Source organism: Streptomyces viridochromogenes (assembly GCF_001270495.1).
In the GTDB taxonomy this organism is placed as follows: Bacteria; Actinomycetota; Actinomycetes; order Streptomycetales; family Streptomycetaceae; genus Streptomyces; species Streptomyces viridochromogenes_A.
Genome location: NZ_LGUR01000195.1, coordinates 18,371 through 38,271 on the forward strand (window position 1 = coordinate 18,371; position 19,901 = coordinate 38,271).

The 19,901-nt window shown below is 71.8% G+C and carries 18 protein-coding genes; 12 read left to right on the plus strand and 6 right to left on the minus strand.

Annotated features, from left to right (window positions below):
- Positions 1-105 precede the first annotated feature (105 nt).
- The 3 genes from ADK36_RS19525 (at position 106) to glmS (ending at position 3,898) form a co-directional block, all read left to right on the plus strand.
- On the plus strand, positions 106-1,128 hold the full coding sequence (locus tag ADK36_RS19525; protein WP_053198445.1) for an ATP-binding cassette domain-containing protein: 1,023 nt from the start codon (positions 106-108) through the stop codon (positions 1,126-1,128).
- Entirely contained in the window at positions 1,125-1,940 is an 816-nt protein-coding gene (locus tag ADK36_RS19530) for an ABC transporter permease (protein ID WP_048584864.1), read from the plus strand. Before ADK36_RS19525 ends, ADK36_RS19530 begins: the two co-directional genes overlap by 4 nt.
- A 110-nt stretch (positions 1,941-2,050) precedes the next feature.
- Positions 2,051-3,898, plus strand: a complete 1,848-nt coding sequence (glmS, locus tag ADK36_RS19535) for a glutamine--fructose-6-phosphate transaminase (isomerizing) (protein ID WP_048584863.1) — start codon at positions 2,051-2,053, stop codon at positions 3,896-3,898.
- 41 nt (positions 3,899-3,939) lie between these two features.
- On the opposite strand, the gene ADK36_RS19540 is transcribed toward glmS, so the two are convergent.
- From ADK36_RS19540 to ADK36_RS19550, 3 genes are all read right to left on the minus strand, one after another.
- Positions 3,940-5,286 (minus strand): hypothetical protein, encoded by a 1,347-nt coding sequence (locus ADK36_RS19540; protein ID WP_234329809.1) that lies wholly within the window; start codon positions 5,284-5,286, stop codon positions 3,940-3,942.
- An 80-nt stretch (positions 5,287-5,366) separates the two neighbouring features.
- Positions 5,367-6,515, minus strand: a complete 1,149-nt coding sequence (locus tag ADK36_RS19545) for an FAD-dependent monooxygenase (RefSeq protein WP_048584862.1) — start codon at positions 6,513-6,515, stop codon at positions 5,367-5,369.
- A gap of 45 nt (positions 6,516-6,560) precedes the next feature.
- Complete coding sequence (locus ADK36_RS19550; protein WP_053198448.1) at positions 6,561-7,994, minus strand: bifunctional ADP-dependent NAD(P)H-hydrate dehydratase/NAD(P)H-hydrate epimerase; 1,434 nt, start codon at positions 7,992-7,994, stop codon at positions 6,561-6,563.
- 177 nt (positions 7,995-8,171) lie between these two features.
- Between ADK36_RS19550 and ADK36_RS19555 the strand changes: the two genes are divergently transcribed.
- Positions 8,172-9,320, plus strand: a complete 1,149-nt coding sequence (locus ADK36_RS19555; protein WP_048584860.1) for a hypothetical protein — start codon at positions 8,172-8,174, stop codon at positions 9,318-9,320.
- A 25-nt stretch (positions 9,321-9,345) separates the two neighbouring features.
- Here ADK36_RS19555 and ADK36_RS19560 read toward each other — a convergent pair whose 3' ends face one another.
- Entirely contained in the window at positions 9,346-9,717 is a 372-nt protein-coding gene (locus tag ADK36_RS19560) for a holo-ACP synthase (RefSeq protein WP_030046416.1), read from the minus strand.
- Between the two features lie 98 nt (positions 9,718-9,815).
- Here ADK36_RS19560 and ADK36_RS19565 point away from each other — a divergent pair, with 98 nt between their 5' ends.
- The 4 genes from ADK36_RS19565 to tsaE all read left to right on the plus strand — a co-directional run bounded on the left by ADK36_RS19565 (position 9,816) and on the right by tsaE (position 13,776).
- On the plus strand, positions 9,816-10,703 hold the full coding sequence (locus tag ADK36_RS19565) for a L,D-transpeptidase family protein (RefSeq protein ID WP_048584859.1): 888 nt from the start codon (positions 9,816-9,818) through the stop codon (positions 10,701-10,703).
- A gap of 72 nt (positions 10,704-10,775) precedes the next feature.
- On the plus strand, positions 10,776-11,942 hold the full coding sequence (gene alr / locus ADK36_RS19570; protein ID WP_048584858.1) for an alanine racemase: 1,167 nt from the start codon (positions 10,776-10,778) through the stop codon (positions 11,940-11,942).
- Positions 11,943-12,056: 114 nt separating this feature from the next.
- Complete coding sequence (locus tag ADK36_RS19575; RefSeq protein WP_048584857.1) at positions 12,057-13,298, plus strand: alpha/beta fold hydrolase; 1,242 nt, start codon at positions 12,057-12,059, stop codon at positions 13,296-13,298.
- Positions 13,264-13,776, plus strand: a complete 513-nt coding sequence (tsaE, locus tag ADK36_RS19580) for a tRNA (adenosine(37)-N6)-threonylcarbamoyltransferase complex ATPase subunit type 1 TsaE (RefSeq protein WP_048584856.1) — start codon at positions 13,264-13,266, stop codon at positions 13,774-13,776. The genes ADK36_RS19575 and tsaE overlap by 35 nt, the downstream gene beginning before the upstream one ends.
- 417 nt (positions 13,777-14,193) lie before the next feature.
- Here tsaE and ADK36_RS19585 read toward each other — a convergent pair whose 3' ends face one another.
- Positions 14,194-14,751, minus strand: coding sequence for a L,D-transpeptidase (locus ADK36_RS19585; RefSeq protein WP_053198477.1), 558 nt, complete (start codon positions 14,749-14,751; stop codon positions 14,194-14,196).
- 112 nt (positions 14,752-14,863) lie between these two features.
- On the opposite strand from ADK36_RS19585, the gene tsaB reads away from it, so the two are divergent.
- From tsaB to ADK36_RS19605, 4 genes are read left to right on the plus strand one after another with little or no spacing between them, the layout of a single operon-like run.
- Positions 14,864-15,520 carry a tRNA (adenosine(37)-N6)-threonylcarbamoyltransferase complex dimerization subunit type 1 TsaB gene (tsaB, locus tag ADK36_RS19590; protein ID WP_048584854.1) on the plus strand — a complete coding sequence of 219 codons (657 nt, stop codon included), beginning with the start codon at positions 14,864-14,866 and terminating at the stop codon, positions 15,518-15,520.
- Between the two features lie 56 nt (positions 15,521-15,576).
- On the plus strand, positions 15,577-16,074 hold the full coding sequence (rimI, locus tag ADK36_RS19595; RefSeq protein WP_048584878.1) for a ribosomal protein S18-alanine N-acetyltransferase: 498 nt from the start codon (positions 15,577-15,579) through the stop codon (positions 16,072-16,074).
- A complete protein-coding gene (tsaD, locus tag ADK36_RS19600) occupies positions 16,067-17,173 on the plus strand; it encodes a tRNA (adenosine(37)-N6)-threonylcarbamoyltransferase complex transferase subunit TsaD (protein ID WP_048584853.1) in 1,107 nt (368 codons plus the stop codon). The genes rimI and tsaD overlap by 8 nt, the downstream gene beginning before the upstream one ends.
- Positions 17,170-17,442 (plus strand): hypothetical protein, encoded by a 273-nt coding sequence (locus tag ADK36_RS19605; RefSeq protein ID WP_053198450.1) that lies wholly within the window; start codon positions 17,170-17,172, stop codon positions 17,440-17,442. The genes tsaD and ADK36_RS19605 overlap by 4 nt, the downstream gene beginning before the upstream one ends.
- A gap of 33 nt (positions 17,443-17,475) precedes the next feature.
- Here ADK36_RS19605 and ADK36_RS19610 read toward each other — a convergent pair whose 3' ends face one another.
- Positions 17,476-19,803 (minus strand): glycoside hydrolase family 3 N-terminal domain-containing protein, encoded by a 2,328-nt coding sequence (locus ADK36_RS19610; protein WP_053198452.1) that lies wholly within the window; start codon positions 19,801-19,803, stop codon positions 17,476-17,478.
- Positions 19,804-19,901: the final 98 nt, after the last annotated feature.

Consider the following 19,901-nt stretch of genomic DNA (forward strand, 5'->3'; position numbering starts at 1 on the left):
CTGGGAGAAGTGGGGCAAAAGGGGAATGTCAGTGCCGTGCGTCACAGTTGTGGGAGAGGTGGGCCCGGGCCGGGCCCGCTGAACCGAACCCCCGAGGGGTGACCCATGACGTATGCGATAGAGGCGGAAGGTCTGGTCAAACGGTTCAAGGAGACCGAGGCGCTGGCCGGTGTCGATCTCGGGGCCCGCAAAGGCAGCGTGCTCGGACTGCTGGGGCCCAACGGCGCCGGGAAGACGACCGCGGTGCGGATCTTCGCGACGCTGCTCCGGCCCGACGGGGGCCGCGCGCAGGTCGCCGGGCACGACGTGGTCCGGGAGGCCGGGGTCGTACGCGCCATGGTCGGGCTGACCGGGCAGTACGCCGCGGTGGACGAGAACCTGACCGGCACGGAGAACCTGCTGCTCATCGGCCGGCTGCTCGGTCTGTCACGGCGGGACGCCAGAGCGCGGGCGCGTGAGCTGCTGGAGCGCTTTCAGCTCACGGACGCGGCCGGGCGGGCCGTGAAGACCTTCTCCGGCGGCATGCGCAGGCGTCTGGACCTCGCGGCCAGCCTCGTGGGCCGGCCCAGCATCCTCTTCCTCGACGAGCCGACCACCGGCCTGGATCCGCACAGCCGCGGTGAGCTGTGGGACCTGCTGCGGGGGCTGGTCGCGGACGGTGCGACGGCCCTGCTGACCACGCAGTATCTGAACGAGGCCGATGTGCTCGCCGACGACATCGTGGTGATCGACAAGGGGCGGGTGATCGCCGAGGGCACCCCGGATCAGCTGAAGTCGCAGGTCGGAGGGCAGGTGCTGGAGCTGCGGCCGGTGCTGGGGCAGGACCTCGCGCGGGCGCATGTGCTGGTGGCCGGGGCCGCCGGACCGGAGGCCCGGATCGAGGGCGAGACGATCACCGCCCCGGTGAAGGACCCCGAGCTGATGCCGGCCGTCGTGCGCACGCTCGACCGTGAGGGGATCGCGGTGGGGGAGCTCGCCCTGCGCCGCTCCTCGCTCGACGAGGTCTTCCTGGCCCTGACCGGCCACCGCGCCGAACCCGGCGATCCCGAGGGCAACGGCGGCGCGGCAGTCCGGGACGAGGACGCCGACGCGGACGCCGAGCTGCGGAAGGCGGTGATGCGGCCATGACCGCCACCGCCACCACCATCACGGCACCGGTCACCAAGTCGGGCCGTGTACGACCGCTCGACGGACTCCGCCAGACCTTCACGATGGCCTGGCGCAGCCTCGTCGCGGTCAAGCACAACCCGCTGGAACTGGTCGACTACAGCATCACGCCCATCATGTTCGTGTTCCTCTTCACCTATGTGCTGGGCGGGCAGATGGCCGGGTCGCCGGAGGCGTACCTGAAGTACGCGCTGCCGGGGATCATCGTCCAGAACACCCTGTTCATGACGATGTACACGGCCATGGCCCTGAACACCGACCTCACCAAGGGCGTCTTCGACCGCCTGCGCAGCCTGCCGATCGCCCGCTCCGCCCCGCTCATCGGCCGCATCACCGCGGACCTCGCCAAGCACGTCTGGGCCATGCTGCTCATGATCGGCCTCGGCCTGCTGCTCGGCTTCCGGATCACCGGGGGACTGGACGGGCTGCTGCTCGGGATGCTCCTGGTGGTCGTCTTCGCCGCGGCGGTGTCCTGGAGCGCGGTCCTGATCGGGATGCTCGCGGGGGACGCGGAGAAGGTGCAGGCCTTCGCCTTCACGATCATCTTCCCGATCACTTTCACCAGCAGCGCCTTCGTCATGGTGGACACCATGCCGGGGTGGCTCCAGGCATGGAGCGACGTCAATCCGGTGACGCATCTGTCGGACGCGTTCCGGGGACTGCTGCTGGGTGGCCCGGTGGCGGAGCCGGTGCTGTGGTCGCTGGTGTGGGCTGCGGGGATCGCGGTGGTGTTCTATCCGGTGGCGATGCGGGCCTATCGGGCGAAGACGTGAGGGACTTGAGACTCGGGGCCCTCGTTCCCCGGTGGGAATTTCCGAATTCGGGCAGGCGGTGCTGTGTTCGGGGGCGAATGCGGTGAGGATCGGACCGTAGGCTGCCGCGCATGTGCGGAATCGTGGGATACGTGGGGTCGCAGTCGGCGCTGGAGATTGTCACGGCCGGACTGAAGCGGCTGGAGTACCGGGGGTACGACTCGGCGGGGGTCGCCGTCCTGGCGGACGGCGGGCTGGCGGCCGCGAAGAAGGCGGGCAAGCTGGTCAATCTGGAGAAGGAGCTGACGGAGCGGCCGCTGCCGACCGGGACGACGGGTATCGGGCACACACGCTGGGCCACGCACGGCGGGCCCACGGACGCGAACGCGCACCCGCATCTCGACAACGCCGGGCGCGTCGCCGTCGTGCACAACGGGATCATCGAGAACTTCGCCGGGCTGCGGGCCGAGTTGGAGGAGCGGGGGCACGAGCTGGGGTCGGAGACCGACACCGAGGTGGTCGCTCACCTGCTCGCCGAGGAGTTCTCGGTGACCGCTGACCTCGCCGAGGCCATGCGGCTCGTGTGCCGGCGGTTGGAGGGGGCCTTCACGCTGGTCGCGGTACATGCGGACGAGCCCGATGTGGTCGTGGGCGCGCGACGGAACTCGCCGCTCGTGGTGGGCGTCGGGGAGGGTGAGGCATTTCTCGCCTCGGACGTCGCCGCGTTCATCGCCCATACGCGGTCGGCGATCGAGCTGGGTCAGGACCAGGTCGTCGAGCTGCGGCGGGACGGGGTGACCGTCACCGGGTTCGACGGGCGGCCGGCGGACGTGCGGTCGTATCGCGTCGACTGGGACGCCGCCGCGGCGGAAAAGGGGGGCTATGACTACTTCATGCTCAAGGAGATCGCCGAGCAGCCCAAGGCTGTCGCCGACACCTTGCTGGGGCGCATCGACGCCGCAGGATCCCTGACGCTGGACGAGGTCCGGATCAGCGCCTCCGCGCTGCGGGAGGTCGACAAGGTCGTCATCGTGGCCTGCGGTACGGCCTTCCACGCCGGGCTGATCGCCAAGTACGCCATCGAGCACTGGACCCGCATTCCGTGCGAGGTCGAGTTGGCGAGTGAGTTCCGCTACCGGGATCCGATCCTCGACCAGCAGACGCTCGTCATCGCCATCTCCCAGTCCGGCGAGACCATGGACACACTCATGGCGCTGCGGCACGCCCGAGAGCAGGGGGCGCGGGTACTGGCGATCTGCAACACCAACGGGTCGACGATTCCGCGGGAGTCGGACGCGGTGCTGTACACGCATGCGGGGCCCGAGGTCGCGGTCGCCTCGACGAAGGCGTTCCTCACGCAGCTCGTGGCCTGCTACCTGGTTGCCCTGTACCTGGGGCAGGTTCGCGGCACCAAGTGGGGGGACGAGATCCACGCCGTGATCCGGGACCTGGCGCACATCGGGGGTGACGTCGAGCGGGTCCTGGAGACCATGGAGCCGGTACGGGAGCTGGCGCGGAGCCTCGCTCACAAGAACACGGTGCTCTTCCTCGGGCGGCATGTGGGGTATCCGGTGGCCCTGGAGGGGGCGCTCAAGCTCAAGGAACTCGCCTATATGCACGCCGAGGGGTTCGCGGCGGGGGAGTTGAAGCACGGGCCCATCGCCCTGATCGAGGACGACCTGCCCGTCGTCGTGGTCGTGCCTTCGCCTCGGGGCCGGTCCGTACTGCACGACAAGATCGTGTCCAACATGCAGGAGATCCGGGCCCGGGGCGCGCGGACGATCGTGATCGCGGAGGAGGGCGACGAGGCGGTCGTGCCGTACGCGGATCACCTGATCCGGATTCCGGCTACGCCGACGCTGCTTCAGCCGCTGGTGGCCACGGTGCCGCTCCAGGTCTTCGCGTGCGAGCTGGCCACCGCCCGGGGCAACGAGGTGGATCAGCCTCGGAACCTGGCGAAGTCGGTGACGGTGGAGTGAGTTGACTCCGCCACCTTCCCGGGCGGGTGCCGCGGCGTGGGTCAGGGCGTGGGGTCGAGAGAGAAGACGACCCGCTTGCCGTTGCTGGTGTTGACCCTCTCGTTCAGTCCCCACAGCCGCCCGGACGAGGGAGCGTAGGAGAGGTTCTGGGTGAGTGGCGGGGACTTCGTGAGTACACGCGGTTCGGCTCCCACCTCGGCCCGGTGGATGCAGTAGTAGCCGTCGTCGTTCTTGGGATCCGGAACCCAGCCCTTCGGACACTCGCCACTCATGTAGTAGTAGGTGCCGTCGGTCGCGACGCCCTGCATCCGCCACACGGGGCTCGAGTAGGCCGCGTCGGCGGTGGCACTGCCGACGCTCGCGCTGCCGTCCGCCTCGGGCAGAGCCGTAGCGGCATTCAGGTTCCAGCGGATGACGCGCCCACCGCCGCCGGCGTCGCGGTCGCGGTATTCACCGGAGACGAGCGCGTCCGGGGTCTTGCTGCGATCCAGGCTGAGGGAGCTCAGGCAGGGCTTGTCGCCCGTGGCGGGAGCGCACGCGCGCACGTTCGTGCCCTGGGGGACCGTCTGGTAGCGGGCCACCATGGGCAGGGCGTAGTCGTGCCAACGGGCGGACGACACCCCGTTCACGATGCCCGTACGCTCGCTGCGGCTGTCCATCTTCCACAGGTGGCGCATGTCGTAGACCTGCAGTTCGCCGCCGTTGGCGACGAAGAGCTTGTTGCCGTACCAGACGACACCGTCGGCGTGGACGTTCGTGACTGGCTTGAAGTTGGCACTCGCCCCTTGCCCGGTGGGCTGGACCAGCAGGACGTGGCCGTACGACACCGAACTTCCGGTCGATTCAGCGATGCTGACCCGGCCGAACTTGTTGAGGTTGCTCCCCCCGTTGCCCCAGTACCAGGAGGCCAGATAGAGGTGATGGCCGTCGACGGTCCCGGACGGAGACGCGTCGTGGGAACCCGTCAGACCCTGCGGGGTCCAACCGCCGTTGGTGCTCCAGCTGTTGGACGTGTCGTCGGCCTTGTCCCAGCAGAACCCGTCGTACTTGAGCGAGCCGTCCAGGCCGGTGTCGTGGCAGAGGCTGGCCTGACCGGTGTGCTGCCTGGACTGCGCGACGCTCAGCGCGCTCACCTTGCTCACCGCGCCGGACTGAGCCTCCACCCCCTGGACCGCCGCGCCGAGTTGGCGGAAGTCCTTCTCCGCGTCCAGGGACAGCTTGAGACCGCTGTAGGGCACCGCGGTCAGGCCACTCGCGGCGGCGGCCGGCTGGGCTGTCACGAGTCCGGCGGCCAGGGAGGCCAGGCCGACGGCCAGGGCTGCCAGACGTCGGGCGACCGTCCGGCCGCGGGTTCGCGGAGTCAACGATGGTGCGCTTATGTCATGCATCCGGGGAGGGTAGCCGACAAACCCCCTGTACTCGGCATCTTTCCCCGCTCATCGGCGCTTCGCCGGCGCCTCACCGGACTTCACCACGCCCTCGCCTGAGGCATGAACCCGTGCGCCGCCGCGTACGCCGCCATGCGGGCGTTCCGTGCCTCGGCCGCCGGTCCGTCCGGCAGGTGGAAGTCCTTGCCTGCCCGGGCCGATCCGGCCTGCGTGCTCGTGGCGCCCGCCAACCGTCGGCGGACGTAACGGTCCAGGGCGTCGGGCACCCCGGCCGGCGTCGCGCCCGCGAGGACGTCGCCCAGTACCGCCGCGTCCAGGATCGCCTGGGCCGCCCCCTGTGCCTGGAACGGGACCATCGCGTGGGCGCTGTCGCCGAGGAGGGTCACCCGGCCGATGTTCCAGCGGGTGAGCGGCGTGCGGGTGTAGATGCCGTAGCGGAAGACCTGGCCCGCGCGTTCGAGGACGCCCAGCACCCGGGGGTCCCAGCCCGCGAACTCGCGCAGTTGCTCGCCGGGATCCGCCCGCGCCGTCCACGACTCCTGGGCCAACTCCCCGGTGCTGAACACGGCCACGACGTTGAGCAGTTCACCGCGCCGCACCCAGTAGTGGACGAAGTGGCGGTGGGGGCCGAGCCAGGCGGCGAGCGGGGGGAGGCCGAGGTCGGCCACTTCCTCGGCCGGGAGCAGGGCCCGGTATGCCGCTGTTCCCGAGAACTTCGCCTCGTCCTTGCCGAAGAGCCACTGGCGGGCCGCGGACCGGATCCCGTCCGCGGCCACCACCAGGTCCGCGGTCAGACGCTCGCCCGTCGCCGTCATCACCTGGGCGTGGTCGTCGTCCTGGCCGATCGCGACGACCGTCGTGTTCAGGCGTACCGACTCCGGTGGCACCGCCGCGGCCAGGGCGCCGTGCAGATCCGCCCGGTGGACCACCAGATACGGCGCCCCGAACGCCTCCTCCGCCTTGCGGCCCAGCGCGTAGCGGCAGATCTCCGACCCGTCCGACCAGGTGTGGAAGCTCACGTGCGGGGGGCGGGCGGCCTGCGCGGCGACCGCGTCGAGCACGTCCAGCCGGCGCAGCACGCGGGTGGCGTTGGGGGCGAGCTGGATCCCGGCGCCCACCTCCGTGAAGCGCGCCGCCTGCTCGACCAGCGTCACCTCGACGCCCGCGCGACGCAGGCTCAGTGTCGCGGCCAGTCCTCCGATGCCGGCTCCGACCACGATCGCCCTCATGCGGCGCCGCCCGGTGAGACGGGCGGCCGCCGTGTCCTCGTCTCGTCAGCCCCGTACATCCCGCCAAGCCCCCGGAATCCCCTCGGCCACGTCATGCGCCCCGACCGGCGCCCCGTCCGCCGCGAATCTCGCCGAGAGGCCATGGAGATACGCCGCCACGCTCGCAGCGTCCACCGGCGTGAGCCCCGCCGCCAGCAGCGATCCCGCCAATCCGGACAGCACGTCACCGCTCCCGGCCGTGGCCAGCCAGCCGGTTCCGGTCGGGTTGACGCGTACCGGCCCGCGGTCCGGCCCCGCCACCAGAGTCGTCGACCCCTTCAGCAACACCGTCGCCGCGTACCGCCCCGCCAACTCCCGTACCGAAGCCAGCCGAGCCCCCTCGACCTCCTCCCGGGAGACCCCGAGCAGCGCCGCCGCCTCCCCGGCGTGCGGGGTCATCAGGGTCGGTGCCGCACGGCCCCGTACCGTCTCCGCGTCCGCCAGCCGCAGCCCGTCCGCGTCGAGCAGCACCGGTACGTCCGTCGCCAGCACCTCGGCCACCGCCGCCGCGTCGTCCCCGGCGCCCGGCCCGACGACCCACGCCTGCACGCGTCCGGCCTTCTTCGGCCCCCGGTCCGACACCAGCGTCTCGGGGAACCGGGCGATCACCGCGTCCCCGGCCGGGCCGACGTACCGTACGGCGCCCGCACCGCCCCGCAACGCCCCCGCGACCGCCAGTACGGCCGCGCCCGGATACCGCGCCGATCCCGCGGCGATGCCCACGACGCCGCGCCGGTACTTGTCCGTCTCCGCGGCCGGGAGCGGCAACAGCGCGGCCACGTCGTCGTGTTGCAGCGCCTCCAGCTCCACCGCGTCGTTCGGCAGCGCCAGACCGATGTCCACCAGGCGCACGACACCGGCGTACTCCCGCGCCGGATCGATCAGCAGACCCGGCTTGTGGGTGCCGAAGGTGACGGTGAGGTCGGCCCGCAGCGCCGTGCCGCGCACCTCGCCCGTCCCGACGTCCACGCCGCTCGGCAGGTCCACGGCGACCACGGCCGCCCTCGACCGCGCCACCGCGTCGGCCAGCGGTGCCGCCTCGGGGCGTAGCCCGCCCTTGCCGCCGATTCCGACGATGCCGTCGACGACCAGGTCCGCCCGCTCGATCAGGTCCTCGGCGCCGGCGGTCCCCGCCGCCCGGCCGCCCGCCCGCCGCAGCGCCGCGAGGCCCCCGGGGTGGGCCCGCTCGGGCGTCAGCAGGATCGCCGTGACTCCCGCCCCGCGCCTGGCCAGCCGGGCCCCGGCGTAGAGCGCGTCGCCGCCGTTGTCGCCGCTGCCGATCAGCAGGGCGACCCGGCTGCCGTACACCCGGCCCAGCAGATCCGCGCAGGCGGCGGCGAGTCCGGCCGCCGCCCGCTGCATCAGCGTCCCGTCCGGAAGCCGTGCCATCAGCTCCCGTTCGGCCGCCCTTACCGTCTCCACGCCGTACGCAGTCCGCATGCGTTCGAGTCTCCCGTACGCGGCGAAACTCGTCGCGTCCGTCAACGCTTTGTCGCATCCATTGACGCTTTGCCGTGCCTTTGCCAAACTCACCGGCCCCCACAGGATGAATCGATTCAGTCGAATGGGTTCGATGAGATCCGGTTCGGTGAGATCGGTTCGACGAGAGGACCCCCCATGGCACGCAGAGCCTCCCTCCTTGCCGCCGTCGGTGCCACCGCCCTCCTCACCGTCGTCGGCACCCTGACCGGTCCCGCGCCGCAGGCCGCGGCCGCCGCCTGCGGCGAAGGCTCCTACCAGGCCGAAGCCGTCCTGAGCGGCAGCACCTGGACCGCGCGGCGTGGCAGCAGCACCGTCTACACGGGTGGTGACATGCGGGCCGCGGTCCAGGCGGCCGTGAACAGTCTGACCGCCGGGCGTACCGCCAAGGAGCGGGTGGTGGTGCGGGGTTCGGGCGCCATGTCGGCCGGGTCGCGCGTCTCCCTGCCGAGTTACACCGCGCTCGACGTCTGCGGGACCATCAACGTCACCGGCAGCGGTTCCGGCGACCAGGCGCCCGTCTACTCGCGCGGCACCCGGGACGTCGAGGTCCAGCATCTGAACCTCACCGGCAGCCCGTTGTACGGGATCTTCCTGCGGAACGTGCAGAACGTCGTCCTCGGCCAGATCGACATGCGGCTGTCCGCGGGGCTGGGCGTGCGGATCGACAACCGGGGCGACACCAGCCAGTGGACGCGGAACGTCCGGATCGACAACGTCTACGTCTCCGGGGCCTCCAGCCACGCCGTGGAGACCTACGGCGTCGACGGCATCACCATCGGGACGGTGACCGCGCGCAACGTCGGCGAGTCGGGGCTGCTGCTCAACCAGACCATCAACGCCACCGTCACCAAGGTCGATGCCGAGAACGCGGGCACCGGCACCGGGTACGCCGCCTTCCGCATGGCCAACCGGAACGGCCGGGTGGGGAGTTCCTACCCGACCAACATCAGGGTGGGCGAGGTCATCGCGCGTGGGGGCGGGCGCGGGGTGTTCTGCGTGTCCGAGAGCGGTGGGGCCGTCATCGACCGGGTCACGCTCTCCAACACCGGCAACAACTCGGTCCTGATCGAGAACTGCTACAACGTCAGCCTCGCCGCCCAGAGCGGCACCGTCACGGGCGGCGGCGAGCTGCGGCTGGCGGCGCGGTCCGAGTTCCCGAACAACCGGGACATCACCGTCCAGAACCTGACGGTGACCAACTCGGCGATCAGGGAGAGCCCCTGCGGGGAGAACACGACCTTCCGGAACATCACCCGGGTGAACAGCAGCCAGTCGATCTGCTGACCGTCGAGTGCGTGGTGGCGGCGGCTCAGCCCTCCGCCACCACCACCGCCGACGCCACCCCGGCGTCATGGCTCAACGACACGTGCCAGGACCGTACGCCCAGTTCGGCCGCCCGTGCCGCCACCGTCCCCGTCACCCGCAGCCGTGGCCGGCCGCTGTCCTCGACGAAGACCTCGGCGTCCGTCCAGAGCAGACCGGCCGGGGCGCCCAGCGCCTTCGCGAGGGCCTCCTTCGCGGCGAAACGGGCGGCGAGCGAGGCGCTGCCCCGGCGTTCGCCGCTGGGCAGCAGCAACTCGCTCTCCAGGAACAGCCGTTCGGCCAGCCCAGGTGTGCGTTCCAGCGCCGCCTCGAACCTGTCGATCTCGGCCACGTCGATACCGACCCCGATGATGCTCATGCCGAGCACCCTATGGCTCTCTCGAAAACGCTCCTCTAAAGAGTGACCTCGCCGCGCGGCGCCTGCCGCACGGCAGGTCCTCACGCTTCCCTGTCCGCATGATCAGCGGACGTATCGCAAGCCGGAGCATCGCCTTGCTGCTCGCCGGCGCCGCCGTGCTGCCCATGGGCAGCGCCTCGGCCGACCCCGAACCCCCGGCTTCCGGACCGCAGGCCGAACTCGTACCCGGCGTCCCCCTGAGCACGCTTCCGCTCTGGGCCACCGACACGCCCGACCAGGCGCTGCCGCCGGAGGTGTACACACCCAGCGTCGAGGAGGACGCCGTCGAGCCGCCGGACGCTGAGGGCGAGACGAACGAACTCGTGGAGTACGTCGACCCCTGGGACGTCCTCGACGAGCCGAAGTGCAGTGAGCAGACGGGCCCCCATCAGCGGCAGGTCGAGGAGTGGCTGAAACGGGAGGCCGACGGGAAGCAGTCGGCCGCCGACTGCCGGGCCATCCGCGCTTTTCAGACCAAGCACAAGATCAAACCGGCCATCGGCTTCGCCGGGCCTGTGACTTGGGCCACCATGCAGCTCGTCGCGGCCGGGAAGAACCCCAACGCCGCCGGGAAATGCCCGGTGCGGGCGTACCGGATCGCCTGTGTCGACCTCGACCGGCAGCTGGCCTGGGTGCAGCAGGGGAAGAAGGTCGTGTACGGGCCCGCCCACATCCGCAGCGGACGCAAGGGATACGAGACGCGAACCGGATGGCACCGCGTCTACTGGCGGCACAAGAACCACGTGTCGTCGCTCTACAACAGCCCCATGCCCTACTCCCAGTTCTTCAGCGGCGGCCAGGCGTTCCACGGCGTCTACGCCAGCCTCTTCACCCCCGTCGGCTCCAGGGGCTGCGTCAACATGCGCCTGGACGACGCCCGGCAGCTGTGGGGCGTGCTGAAGAACAACGACCGGGTGTACGTGTGGGGGCGCCGGTCGGAGCCGTAAGGCCCACGGCCAGGGCACGGGGGGTCCCGGCTCTGCGGCGTTGTCGGTGCCCTCTGAGACACTGGGGACGCCATGACAGAAACAGCAGCCCTGCGGACCGCGCCCCTGCGCGCCCGCGCCGAGATCGACCTGGCCGCCCTGCGAGCCAACGTACGGACCCTGCGCGCCCACGCGCCGGGCGCGGCCCTGATGGCCGTCGTGAAGTCGGACGCGTACGGCCACGGGGCGGTGCGGTGTGCCCGCGCGGCGATCGAAGGGGGCGCCGGCTGGCTGGGTACGGCCACCCCCGAGGAGGCCCTCGTGCTCCGCGCCGCCGGGCTGGACGGCGTGCGCATCATGTGCTGGCTGTGGACACCGGGCGGGCCCTGGCGGGAGGCGATCGAGGCCGACCTGGACGTCTCGCTCAGCGCGATGTGGGCCCTGCGGGAGGTCACCGAGGCCGCCCGGCAGGCCGACGCCCCCGCGCGCGTGCAGCTCAAGGCCGACACCGGGCTGGGGCGCAACGGCTGCCAGCCGGGTGACGACTGGGCCGAACTGGTCCGGGAGGCCCTGCGGGCCGAGGCCGAGGGGCTGGTCCGCATCACCGGGCTCTGGTCGCACTTCGCCTGCGCCGACGAGCCCGGCCACCCGTCCATCGCCGCCCAGCTCTCCCGCTTCCGCGAGATGGTCGCGTACGCCGAATCGCAGGGCGTGCGGCCCGAGGTGCGGCACCTCGCCAACTCGCCCGCCACGCTCACCGTCCCGGACAGCCACTTCGACCTGGTGCGCACCGGAATCGCGACCTACGGCATCTCGCCCAGCCCCGAGCTGGGCAGCTCCGCCGACTTCGGGCTGCGGCCCGTGATGACCCTCTCGGCCTCCCTCGCCCTGGTGAAACACGTCCCGGGCGGCCACGGCGTCAGCTACGGCCATCACTACATCACCCCGGGTGAGACCACCCTCGGCCTCGTCCCCCTCGGCTACGCCGACGGCATCCCACGGCACGCCTCCGGCGCCGGGCCCGTCCTGGTGGGCGGCAAGTGGCGGACGGTCGCGGGCCGGATCGCGATGGACCAGTTCGTCGTCGACCTGGGCGGGGACGAGCCCGCGGCGGGCGCGGAGGCGGTGCTGTTCGGGCCCGGCGACCGCGGTGAACCCACCGCCGAGGACTGGGCGCAGGCCGCGGGCACCATCGCATACGAGATCGTCACCCGGATCGGAACGCGCGTTCCACGCGTCTACAAGAATGCGGCCATGTGACACGGCCATGTGATGACCATGTGATGCGTCCACGTGATTGTGGTCCTAGGAAAGCTTCCATGGGCATGCGTTCATGTGAATGAGGAACGAGACGGGTAACCAGAGGAGCGGTACGTGAGCGAGAGCAGCGCGGAGGCCGTCGCGGCCGTCGCCTCCGCCACGGGGGCGGCCGCGAACTGGCGCAGGGCGACCGGCTTCGCCGGTGCGGCGATAGGCGTGATCGCGGCCGGGGCGGCCGCCGGTGTCGCCATAGAGCGGATGACGGTCGGCCGGGGCATGCGGCAGAAGGCCCGCCTCGCCCTCGATTCGGCGGGACCGTACGGCTCGCTGCGCGGCATGCCCGGCAAGGCGTACGCCGACGACGGCACCGAGCTGTACTACGAGGTCGACGACATCGACCCCGAGGCCGCTCCCGCCCTCACCCCGCGTCGCCGGCGGCTCTTCGGGCGCAAGGCTCCCGCCCCCGTCACGGTCGTCTTCAGCCACGGCTACTGCCTCAGCCAGGACTCCTGGCACTTCCAGCGCGCCGCGCTGCGGGGCGTCGTGCGCACCGTGCACTGGGACCAGCGCAGCCACGGCCGGTCCGGGCGGGGCGTCGCCCAGATGGAGGAGGGCACGCACGTCGACATCGACCAGCTCGGACGCGACCTGAAGGCCGTCATCGACGCGGCCGCGCCCGAAGGCCCGCTCGTGCTGGTCGGGCACTCCATGGGCGGGATGACCGTCATGGCGCTGGCCGACCAGTATCCGGAGCTGATCCTCGACCGGGTCGTCGCCACCGCCTTCGTCGGTACGTCGTCCGGGAAGCTGGGCGAGGTCAACTTCGGGCTGCCCGTCGCGGGAGTGAACGCGGTGCGGCGGGTGCTGCCGGGTGTGCTCAGGGCGCTGGGGCAGCGGGCCGAGCTGGTGGAGAAGGGGCGCCGGGCCACCGCCGACCTGTTCGCCGGGATCATCAAGCGGTACTCGTTCTCGTCCCGGGACGTCGACCCGGCCGTCGCCCGGTTCGCCGAGCGGATGATCGAGGGGACGCCGATCGATGTGGTCGCGGAGTTCTACCCGGCCTTCGCCGACCACGACAAGACCGAGGCGCTCGCCCACTTCACGGACATGCCGGTGCTCGTCCTGGCCGGCGTCGGCGACCTCGTCACGCCCAGCGAGCACAGCGAGGCGATCGCCGATCTGCTGCCGGACGCCGAGCTGGTGCTCGTGCCGGACGCCGGGCACCTGGTGATGCTGGAACACCCGGAGGTCGTCACCGACCGTATGGCCGACCTGCTCACCCGCGCGGGTGCCGTGCCCGCAGGGGCTACCGTAAGTGGCTATGGAAGCACCAGCAGCACCGCACAACGCGGGTGATCTAGAGCTCACCGTCACTTCCCCCGACCAGATGCGGGAACTGGGCCGCCGGCTCGCCAAGCTGCTGCGCGCCGGCGACCTCGTGATGCTCAGCGGGGAGCTCGGCGCGGGCAAGACGACGCTGACGCGCGGGCTCGGCGAGGGGCTGGGGGTCCGGGGCGCGGTCACCTCGCCGACCTTCGTGATCGCCCGTGTGCACCCGTCCCTCGGCGACGGTCCGCCGCTCGTCCACGTCGACGCGTATCGCCTGTCCGGCGGGCTCGACGAGATGGAGGACCTCGACCTCGACGTCTCGCTGCCCGAGTCGGTGATCGTCGTGGAGTGGGGCGAGGGGAAGGTCGAGGAGCTGACCGAGGAGCGGTTGCAACTCGTGATCCACCGGGCCGTCGGTGACACCACCGACGAGGTGCGGCATGTGACGGTGACCGGGCTGGGGGAGCGGTGGGCGGCCGTGGATCTGAGCGTGCTCTCCGCCTGAGCCGGATGAACATTCCGACAAGACGTCGGCAAGATATTGCGTTTGCCGTCTTGTGCGTGGTCACATGGTATCCAGTCCGTAGTTAGGTGTACCTAACTACGTCCGCCCCCGGCCCCAGGAGGCGTCCATGTCGGCATCGGAGAACAAGGTCCAGCAGCGACCCCAGGCGGTCGCCGGGGTGTCGATGCGGGATCTGTTGGCGGCGGGGGCGGCAGCGAGGGCGATTTCCACGCCGCCACGGGTGGCTGAGCCGGAGGCGACTCGGCCTGCGGCCGATCAAGGGCATCCCAAAGCGGCTTAGCTCCGCCGGGGGTGCCGTGAGGCCGTCGGGTGTCCGCGGGTTCGGTGTGGCTGGTCGCGCCCGCGCGGTGGAGCCGCAGATCGACACAGCCCCGCGCCCCTTCCGGGGGCGCTGCTTCAGTGGATCACCACTACCGTGCGGCCGATGGTCGCGAAGTCCCACATGGCGTTGCCGTCCTCTCGGGATTCGCGGATGCCGCCCGTCTTCACCGTCGGGTTGACGGGCTGGGGGGCCGAGCCGTCGGCGGGGGCGCTGAACCCGACGGTGGTGTTCTCGATGGTGGCGAAGCGGACGACGTGTTCGACGGGGAGGCCGTCGGTGCCGGTGACCGCGTTGGAGCGGGACGTGACGGTGTAGGCGCCCGGAGGCGGGTCGACCGTTCCGGGGGTGACGCGGAACGTGCGCTTGACCTTCTCACCGGCGTCGACCAGCCACACCCGGTCGTCGTCCACCGAGTACACGACCCGTTGCCCCGCACCGGATCCGGAGGGCAGTGTGCCGGGAGCCTTCCTGTCGCGGGGTGCCTTGGACGTACTCACCTCGGGTGAGCGGGCGGCGTGCGGCTTGCGCAGGTCGGCCGGGACGTTCGCCGAGGCCTGGTAGGTGAGGAAGCCGACGGTCGCGAGGGCCGCCACGGTGAGCCCCGCCACGATTCCTGAGCTGCTGCCTGCCACCGTCACCACCTCAGCGTTCGTGTCGTACGTCGTGATCGAGCCGACCGTAGCAGTCGTCAAGCGGCCGACCGGGGCGGCGCTTCTGGGGGCGCGGGCGCCGTAGGCTGTTTGCGTGCTCTTGCTCGCTCTGGATACCGCCACCCCCGCCGTCACCGTCGCGCTGCACGACGGTACGGACGTCATCGCCTCGTCGAGCCAGGTGGACGCGCGCCGGCACGGCGAGCTGCTGCTGCCGGCCGTCGACCGGGTCCTCGCCGAGGCCGGACTCAAGCTCGACGCCGTCACCGGCATCGTCGTGGGCATCGGCCCCGGCCCGTACACCGGGCTGCGCGTCGGTCTGATGACCGCCGACACCTTCGGGCTCGCCCTCGGCGTCCCCGTGCACGGTGTGTGCACGCTCGACGGTCTCGCGTACGCCGCCGACATCGAGAAGGGCCCCTTCGTCGTGGCGACCGACGCCCGGCGCAAGGAGGTCTACTGGGCGCGCTACGCCGACTCCCGCACGCGGCTGAGCGACCCGGCCGTCGACCGGCCCGCCGACATCGCCGACCAGGTCGCCGGGCTGCCGGCCGTCGGCGCGGGCGCGCTGCTGTACCCCGACACCTTCCCCGGCGCCCACGAGCCCGAGCATGTGTCGGCGGCGGCCCTCGCGGCGCTGGCCGCCGAGAGGCTCGCGGCGGGCGAGGAACTTCCCGCGCCCAGACCGCTGTACCTGCGCCGGCCCGACGCCCAGGTCCCCAAGAACTACAAGGTGGTCACCCCCAAGTGACAGGACAGCCGACCGGACCGGAGACCGGGCCGCCCGTGACTCCTGTGCTGCGCGAGATGCGCTGGTGGGACATCGACGCCGTACTGGGACTTGAGAAGGTCCTCTTCCCCGAGGACGCATGGTCCCGGGGGATGTTCTGGTCCGAGCTGGCCCACTCGCGCGGGCCCGGGGCGACACGGCACTACGTCGTCGCCGAGGACGGCGAACGGATGGTCGGATACGCCGGCCTCGCCTCCTCCGGGGACCTGGCCGACGTCCAGACCATCGCCGTCGCCCGCGACCAGTGGGGGACGGGCCTGGGCGGCCGTCTCCTCACCGAACTGCTGCGCGCCGCCACCGCCTTCGAATGCGCCGAAGTGATGCTGGAGTGCCGCGTGGACAACATCCGCGCGCAGAAGCTGTACGAGCGCTTCGGCTTCGAGGCCATCGGCTTCCGGCGCGGCTACTACCAGCCGGGGAACGTGGACGCCCTGGTGATGCGACTGAACACGAAATCCAACGGCGGCTCCGCCGCGGGTTCACCTTCCGTACAAGGAACCGAGATCAATGGCTGACTCACGCGACGAGCCGCTCGTCCTGGGCATCGAGACCTCCTGCGACGAGACCGGCGTCGGCATCGTCCGCGGCACCACCCTGCTCGCCGACGCCATCGCCTCCAGCGTCGACGAGCACGCCCGCTTCGGCGGCGTCGTGCCGGAAGTCGCCTCCCGGGCACACCTGGAGGCGATGGTCCCGACGATCGACCGCGCGCTGAAGGAGGCGGGTGTCTCCGCCCGTGACCTGGACGGCATCGCGGTGACCGCGGGACCAGGGCTCGCGGGCGCGCTGCTGGTCGGCGTGTCGGCGGCCAAGGCGTACGCCTACGCGCTGGGCAAGCCGCTCTACGGCGTCAACCACCTCGCCTCCCACATCTGCGTGGACCAGCTGGAGCACGGCGCGCTGCCGGAGCCGACGATGGCGCTGCTGGTGTCCGGCGGGCACAGCTCGCTGCTGCTGTCGTCGGACATCACCTCGGACGTCCGCCCGATGGGCGCGACCATCGACGACGCGGCCGGCGAGGCCTTCGACAAGATCGCCCGGGTGCTGAACCTGGGCTTCCCGGGCGGTCCGGTCATCGACCGGTACGCGCGCGAGGGCGACCCGCAGGCGATCGCGTTCCCGCGCGGTCTGACCGGGCCGCGCGACCCGGCGTACGACTTCTCCTTCTCCGGTCTGAAGACGGCGGTCGCCCGCTGGATCGAGGCCAAGCGGGCGGCGGGCGAGGAGGTTCCGGTGCGGGACGTCTCCGCCTCCTTCCAGGAGGCCGTCGTGGACGTGCTGACCCGCAAGGCCGTCCGCGCCTGCAAGGACGAGGGCGTCGACCACCTGATGATCGGCGGCGGTGTCGCCGCGAACTCCCGCCTGCGTGCCCTCGCGCAGGAGCGCTGCGAGGCGGCAGGCATCCGGCTGCGCGTGCCCCGGCCCAAGCTGTGCACGGACAACGGGGCGATGGTGGCGGCACTCGGCGCGGAGATGGTTGCGCGGGGCCGGCCCGCGTCCAGCTGGGACCTGTCGGCGGACTCCTCGTTGCCGGTGACGGACCCTCATGTGCCGGGGCACGACCACGATCACGACCATGTGCACGAGGTCAGCAAGGAGAACCTGTACTCGTGACGGTCGCGTTGATGTGGGAGGCGCGGGCGGTTCCGGGACGGGGGGAGGAGCTGCTGGCCTGGGCCCGGGCGCAGGAGTTGGCCGTACGGCCGCTGCGCCGGGAGACCCTCCGGGCCGCGCAGGACCGGGTGCTCGTCATCACGTGGTGGGACGCGGATTTCGAGGACGACCTGCCTGAACTGCCGGAGCCGGACGGCGAGTTGGTCGCCAGGGCCGTGCACCGGTGGCGGTTCGAGTCCGTCGCGGTCGAGTCGCCGGGTGTGAAGTGACCATGGCCGGCACCAGAGTGACGTAAGTCCGCGTCAGGCCGGTGCCGACACCTCCACCTCGCACCGCAGCCGCCGGTCCGGCCCCAACTCCCGTACCGGGCCGGTGAGGTCGAGCCGCGCCGTATGGCGTACGTCCGCACTCGACGCCGCCAGCCGCAGCTCCAGCGCGCCCGGTTCGACCACTCTGCGCCCGGAGCGGTCCGTGAACGACGACAGGTCCGCGTGGAAGCGGAACCTCACGCGGCTCGCCCCACCGGGCGCCAGCTCCACCCGCTGATAGCCGATCAGCCGCACGTCCGGCCGCGTCACCGACGCCACGGGGTCGTGCAGATAGAGCTGGACCACCTCCGCGCCCTCGCGGTCACCCGTGTTGCGGACGGTCAGCGACACGTCGTACGACCCGTCCGTGCCGATCTCCGTCACACCCTCGCCGCCCGTGAAGTCCCCCCACGTGAACGACGTGTACGACCCTCCGTGCCCGAACGCGTACAGCGGCGTCGGGTCCAGGTTGCTGACCTCCCCCGCCAGCCCCAACGGCGGCTGGAGGTACGTCCACGGCTGGCCCCCGGGCACCCGGGGCACGCTCACCGGCAGCCGCCCCGACGGGTTGACGCGGCCCGACAGCACCCCCGCCACCGCCGGGCCGCCCTCCTCGCCCGGGAAGAACGCCTGGACGACCGCCGCCAGCCGTCCGTGCCAGCGGCCCAGCGCGTAGGGGCGGCCGGTGAGCAGGACCAGGACGACCGGGACGCCCGTGGCCACGAGGGCGTCCAGCAGCTCACCCTGAGCGCCCGGCAGCCGGAGGTCCGTCACGTCGCAGCCCTCGCCCGACGTGCCCCGTCCGAACAGCCCCGCCCGGTCGCCCAGCACCGCCAGGCACACGTCCGCCTCCGCGGCCCGGGCCACCGCCTCCTCGAAGCCCGCCGTGTCCGGGTCGGAGACGCCGCAGCCCTCCGCGAACGTCACCTTGGCGTCCGGGAGTTCGGCGCGCAACGCCTCCAGGACCGTCGGGATCTCGATGCCCAGCGGGACCTCGGGGTGGTGCGTGAGGACGTGGGACGGGAAGGAGTAGCAGCCCAGCATGGCCAGGGCGTCCGCCGCGCGTGGGCCGACGACCGCGACACGGGCGTCCGGCGGGAGCGGCAGCACCCCGTCCGGGTTGTCCAGCAGGACCACCGACTCCTCGGCCACGCGGCGGGCGAGGGCGCGGTTCGCGGGGGAGTCCAGGTCGATGCGTGTCGTCGCCGCCGGTTCCGGGGCCCAGTCCTCGTCCAGGAGGCCGAGCTCGCACTTCTGGAGGAGGACCCGCCGGGCCGCGCGGTCCACCAGCTCCTCAGGGATCTCGCCCGCCCGGACGGCCTCCACCAGCGGTTTTCCGTAGCACTTCAGGGTGGGGAGTTCTACGTCGACACCGGCCGCCAGCGCCGTGTGCGCCGCCTCGGCCGGGCTGCCCGCCACGCGGTGCAGGGTCTCCAGGAAGCCGATGCCGAAGTAGTCGGCGACCACCGTGCCCGTGAAACCCCATCGCTCGCGGAGGAGTTCCGTCAGCAGGCCCGCGTCCGCGGAGGCCGGCACGCCGTCCGTCTCGTTGTACGCCGCCATCACCGAACGCGCCCCGCCCTCGCGCAGCGCCATCTCGAACGGGGGCAGGGTGATGTCCGCGAACTCGCGGATGCCCGCGCGTACGGGCGCGAGATTGCGGGCGCCCGCCGAGGACGCGTACCCGGCGAAGTGCTTGAGCGTCGCGACGACGCCGGCCGACTCCAGGCCCCGGACGTACGCCGCGCCGACCGTGCCGACCAGGTACGGGTCCTCGCCGGCGGTCTCCTCGACCCGGCCCCAGCGTGGATCGCGTACGACGTCCAGGACGGGGGCCAGCCCCTGGTGGATGCCCACCGAGCGCAGGTCCTCGCCGATGCGGTGGGCCATCTCCTCGACGAGCGGGGGGTCGAAGGTGGCCCCCCACGCCAGCGGGACCGGGTAGGCCGTGGCCTGCCAGGCCGTGAAGCCCGCCAGGCACTCCTCGTGGGCCACCGCCGGGATGCCGAAGCGGCCCGCCGCGGCGATCCGGCGCTGGGCGCGGGCCAGTGCCTGCGCGCCCAGCGCCGGGTCCACGGGGGCCGTGCCGAAGGAGCGGGTGAGCTGGCCGAGGCCGAGGGCGATCAGCTCGTCCCATTCGTCGTCGGAGCGGTCGGCGGTCATGTCGTGCTGGTGAGGGGCGACGCCGTCGCCGTCCGTGGCGGCGCCCACCCACACGCCGTACAGCTGGGCGGTCTTCTCCTCCAGGGTCATCCGGGAGAGGAGGTCGTCGACGCGGGCGGCGGCGGGCAGGGCGGGGTCGCGCCAGGGGGCGGTGGTCATGAAACTCCTGTCGGGGCGATGGCCCACTCGCGAATGTTTCGTTATTCACCTCGAATGTTCCGGGAACCTAGGCGCGGTGAGAAGGGTTCGTCAAGAGG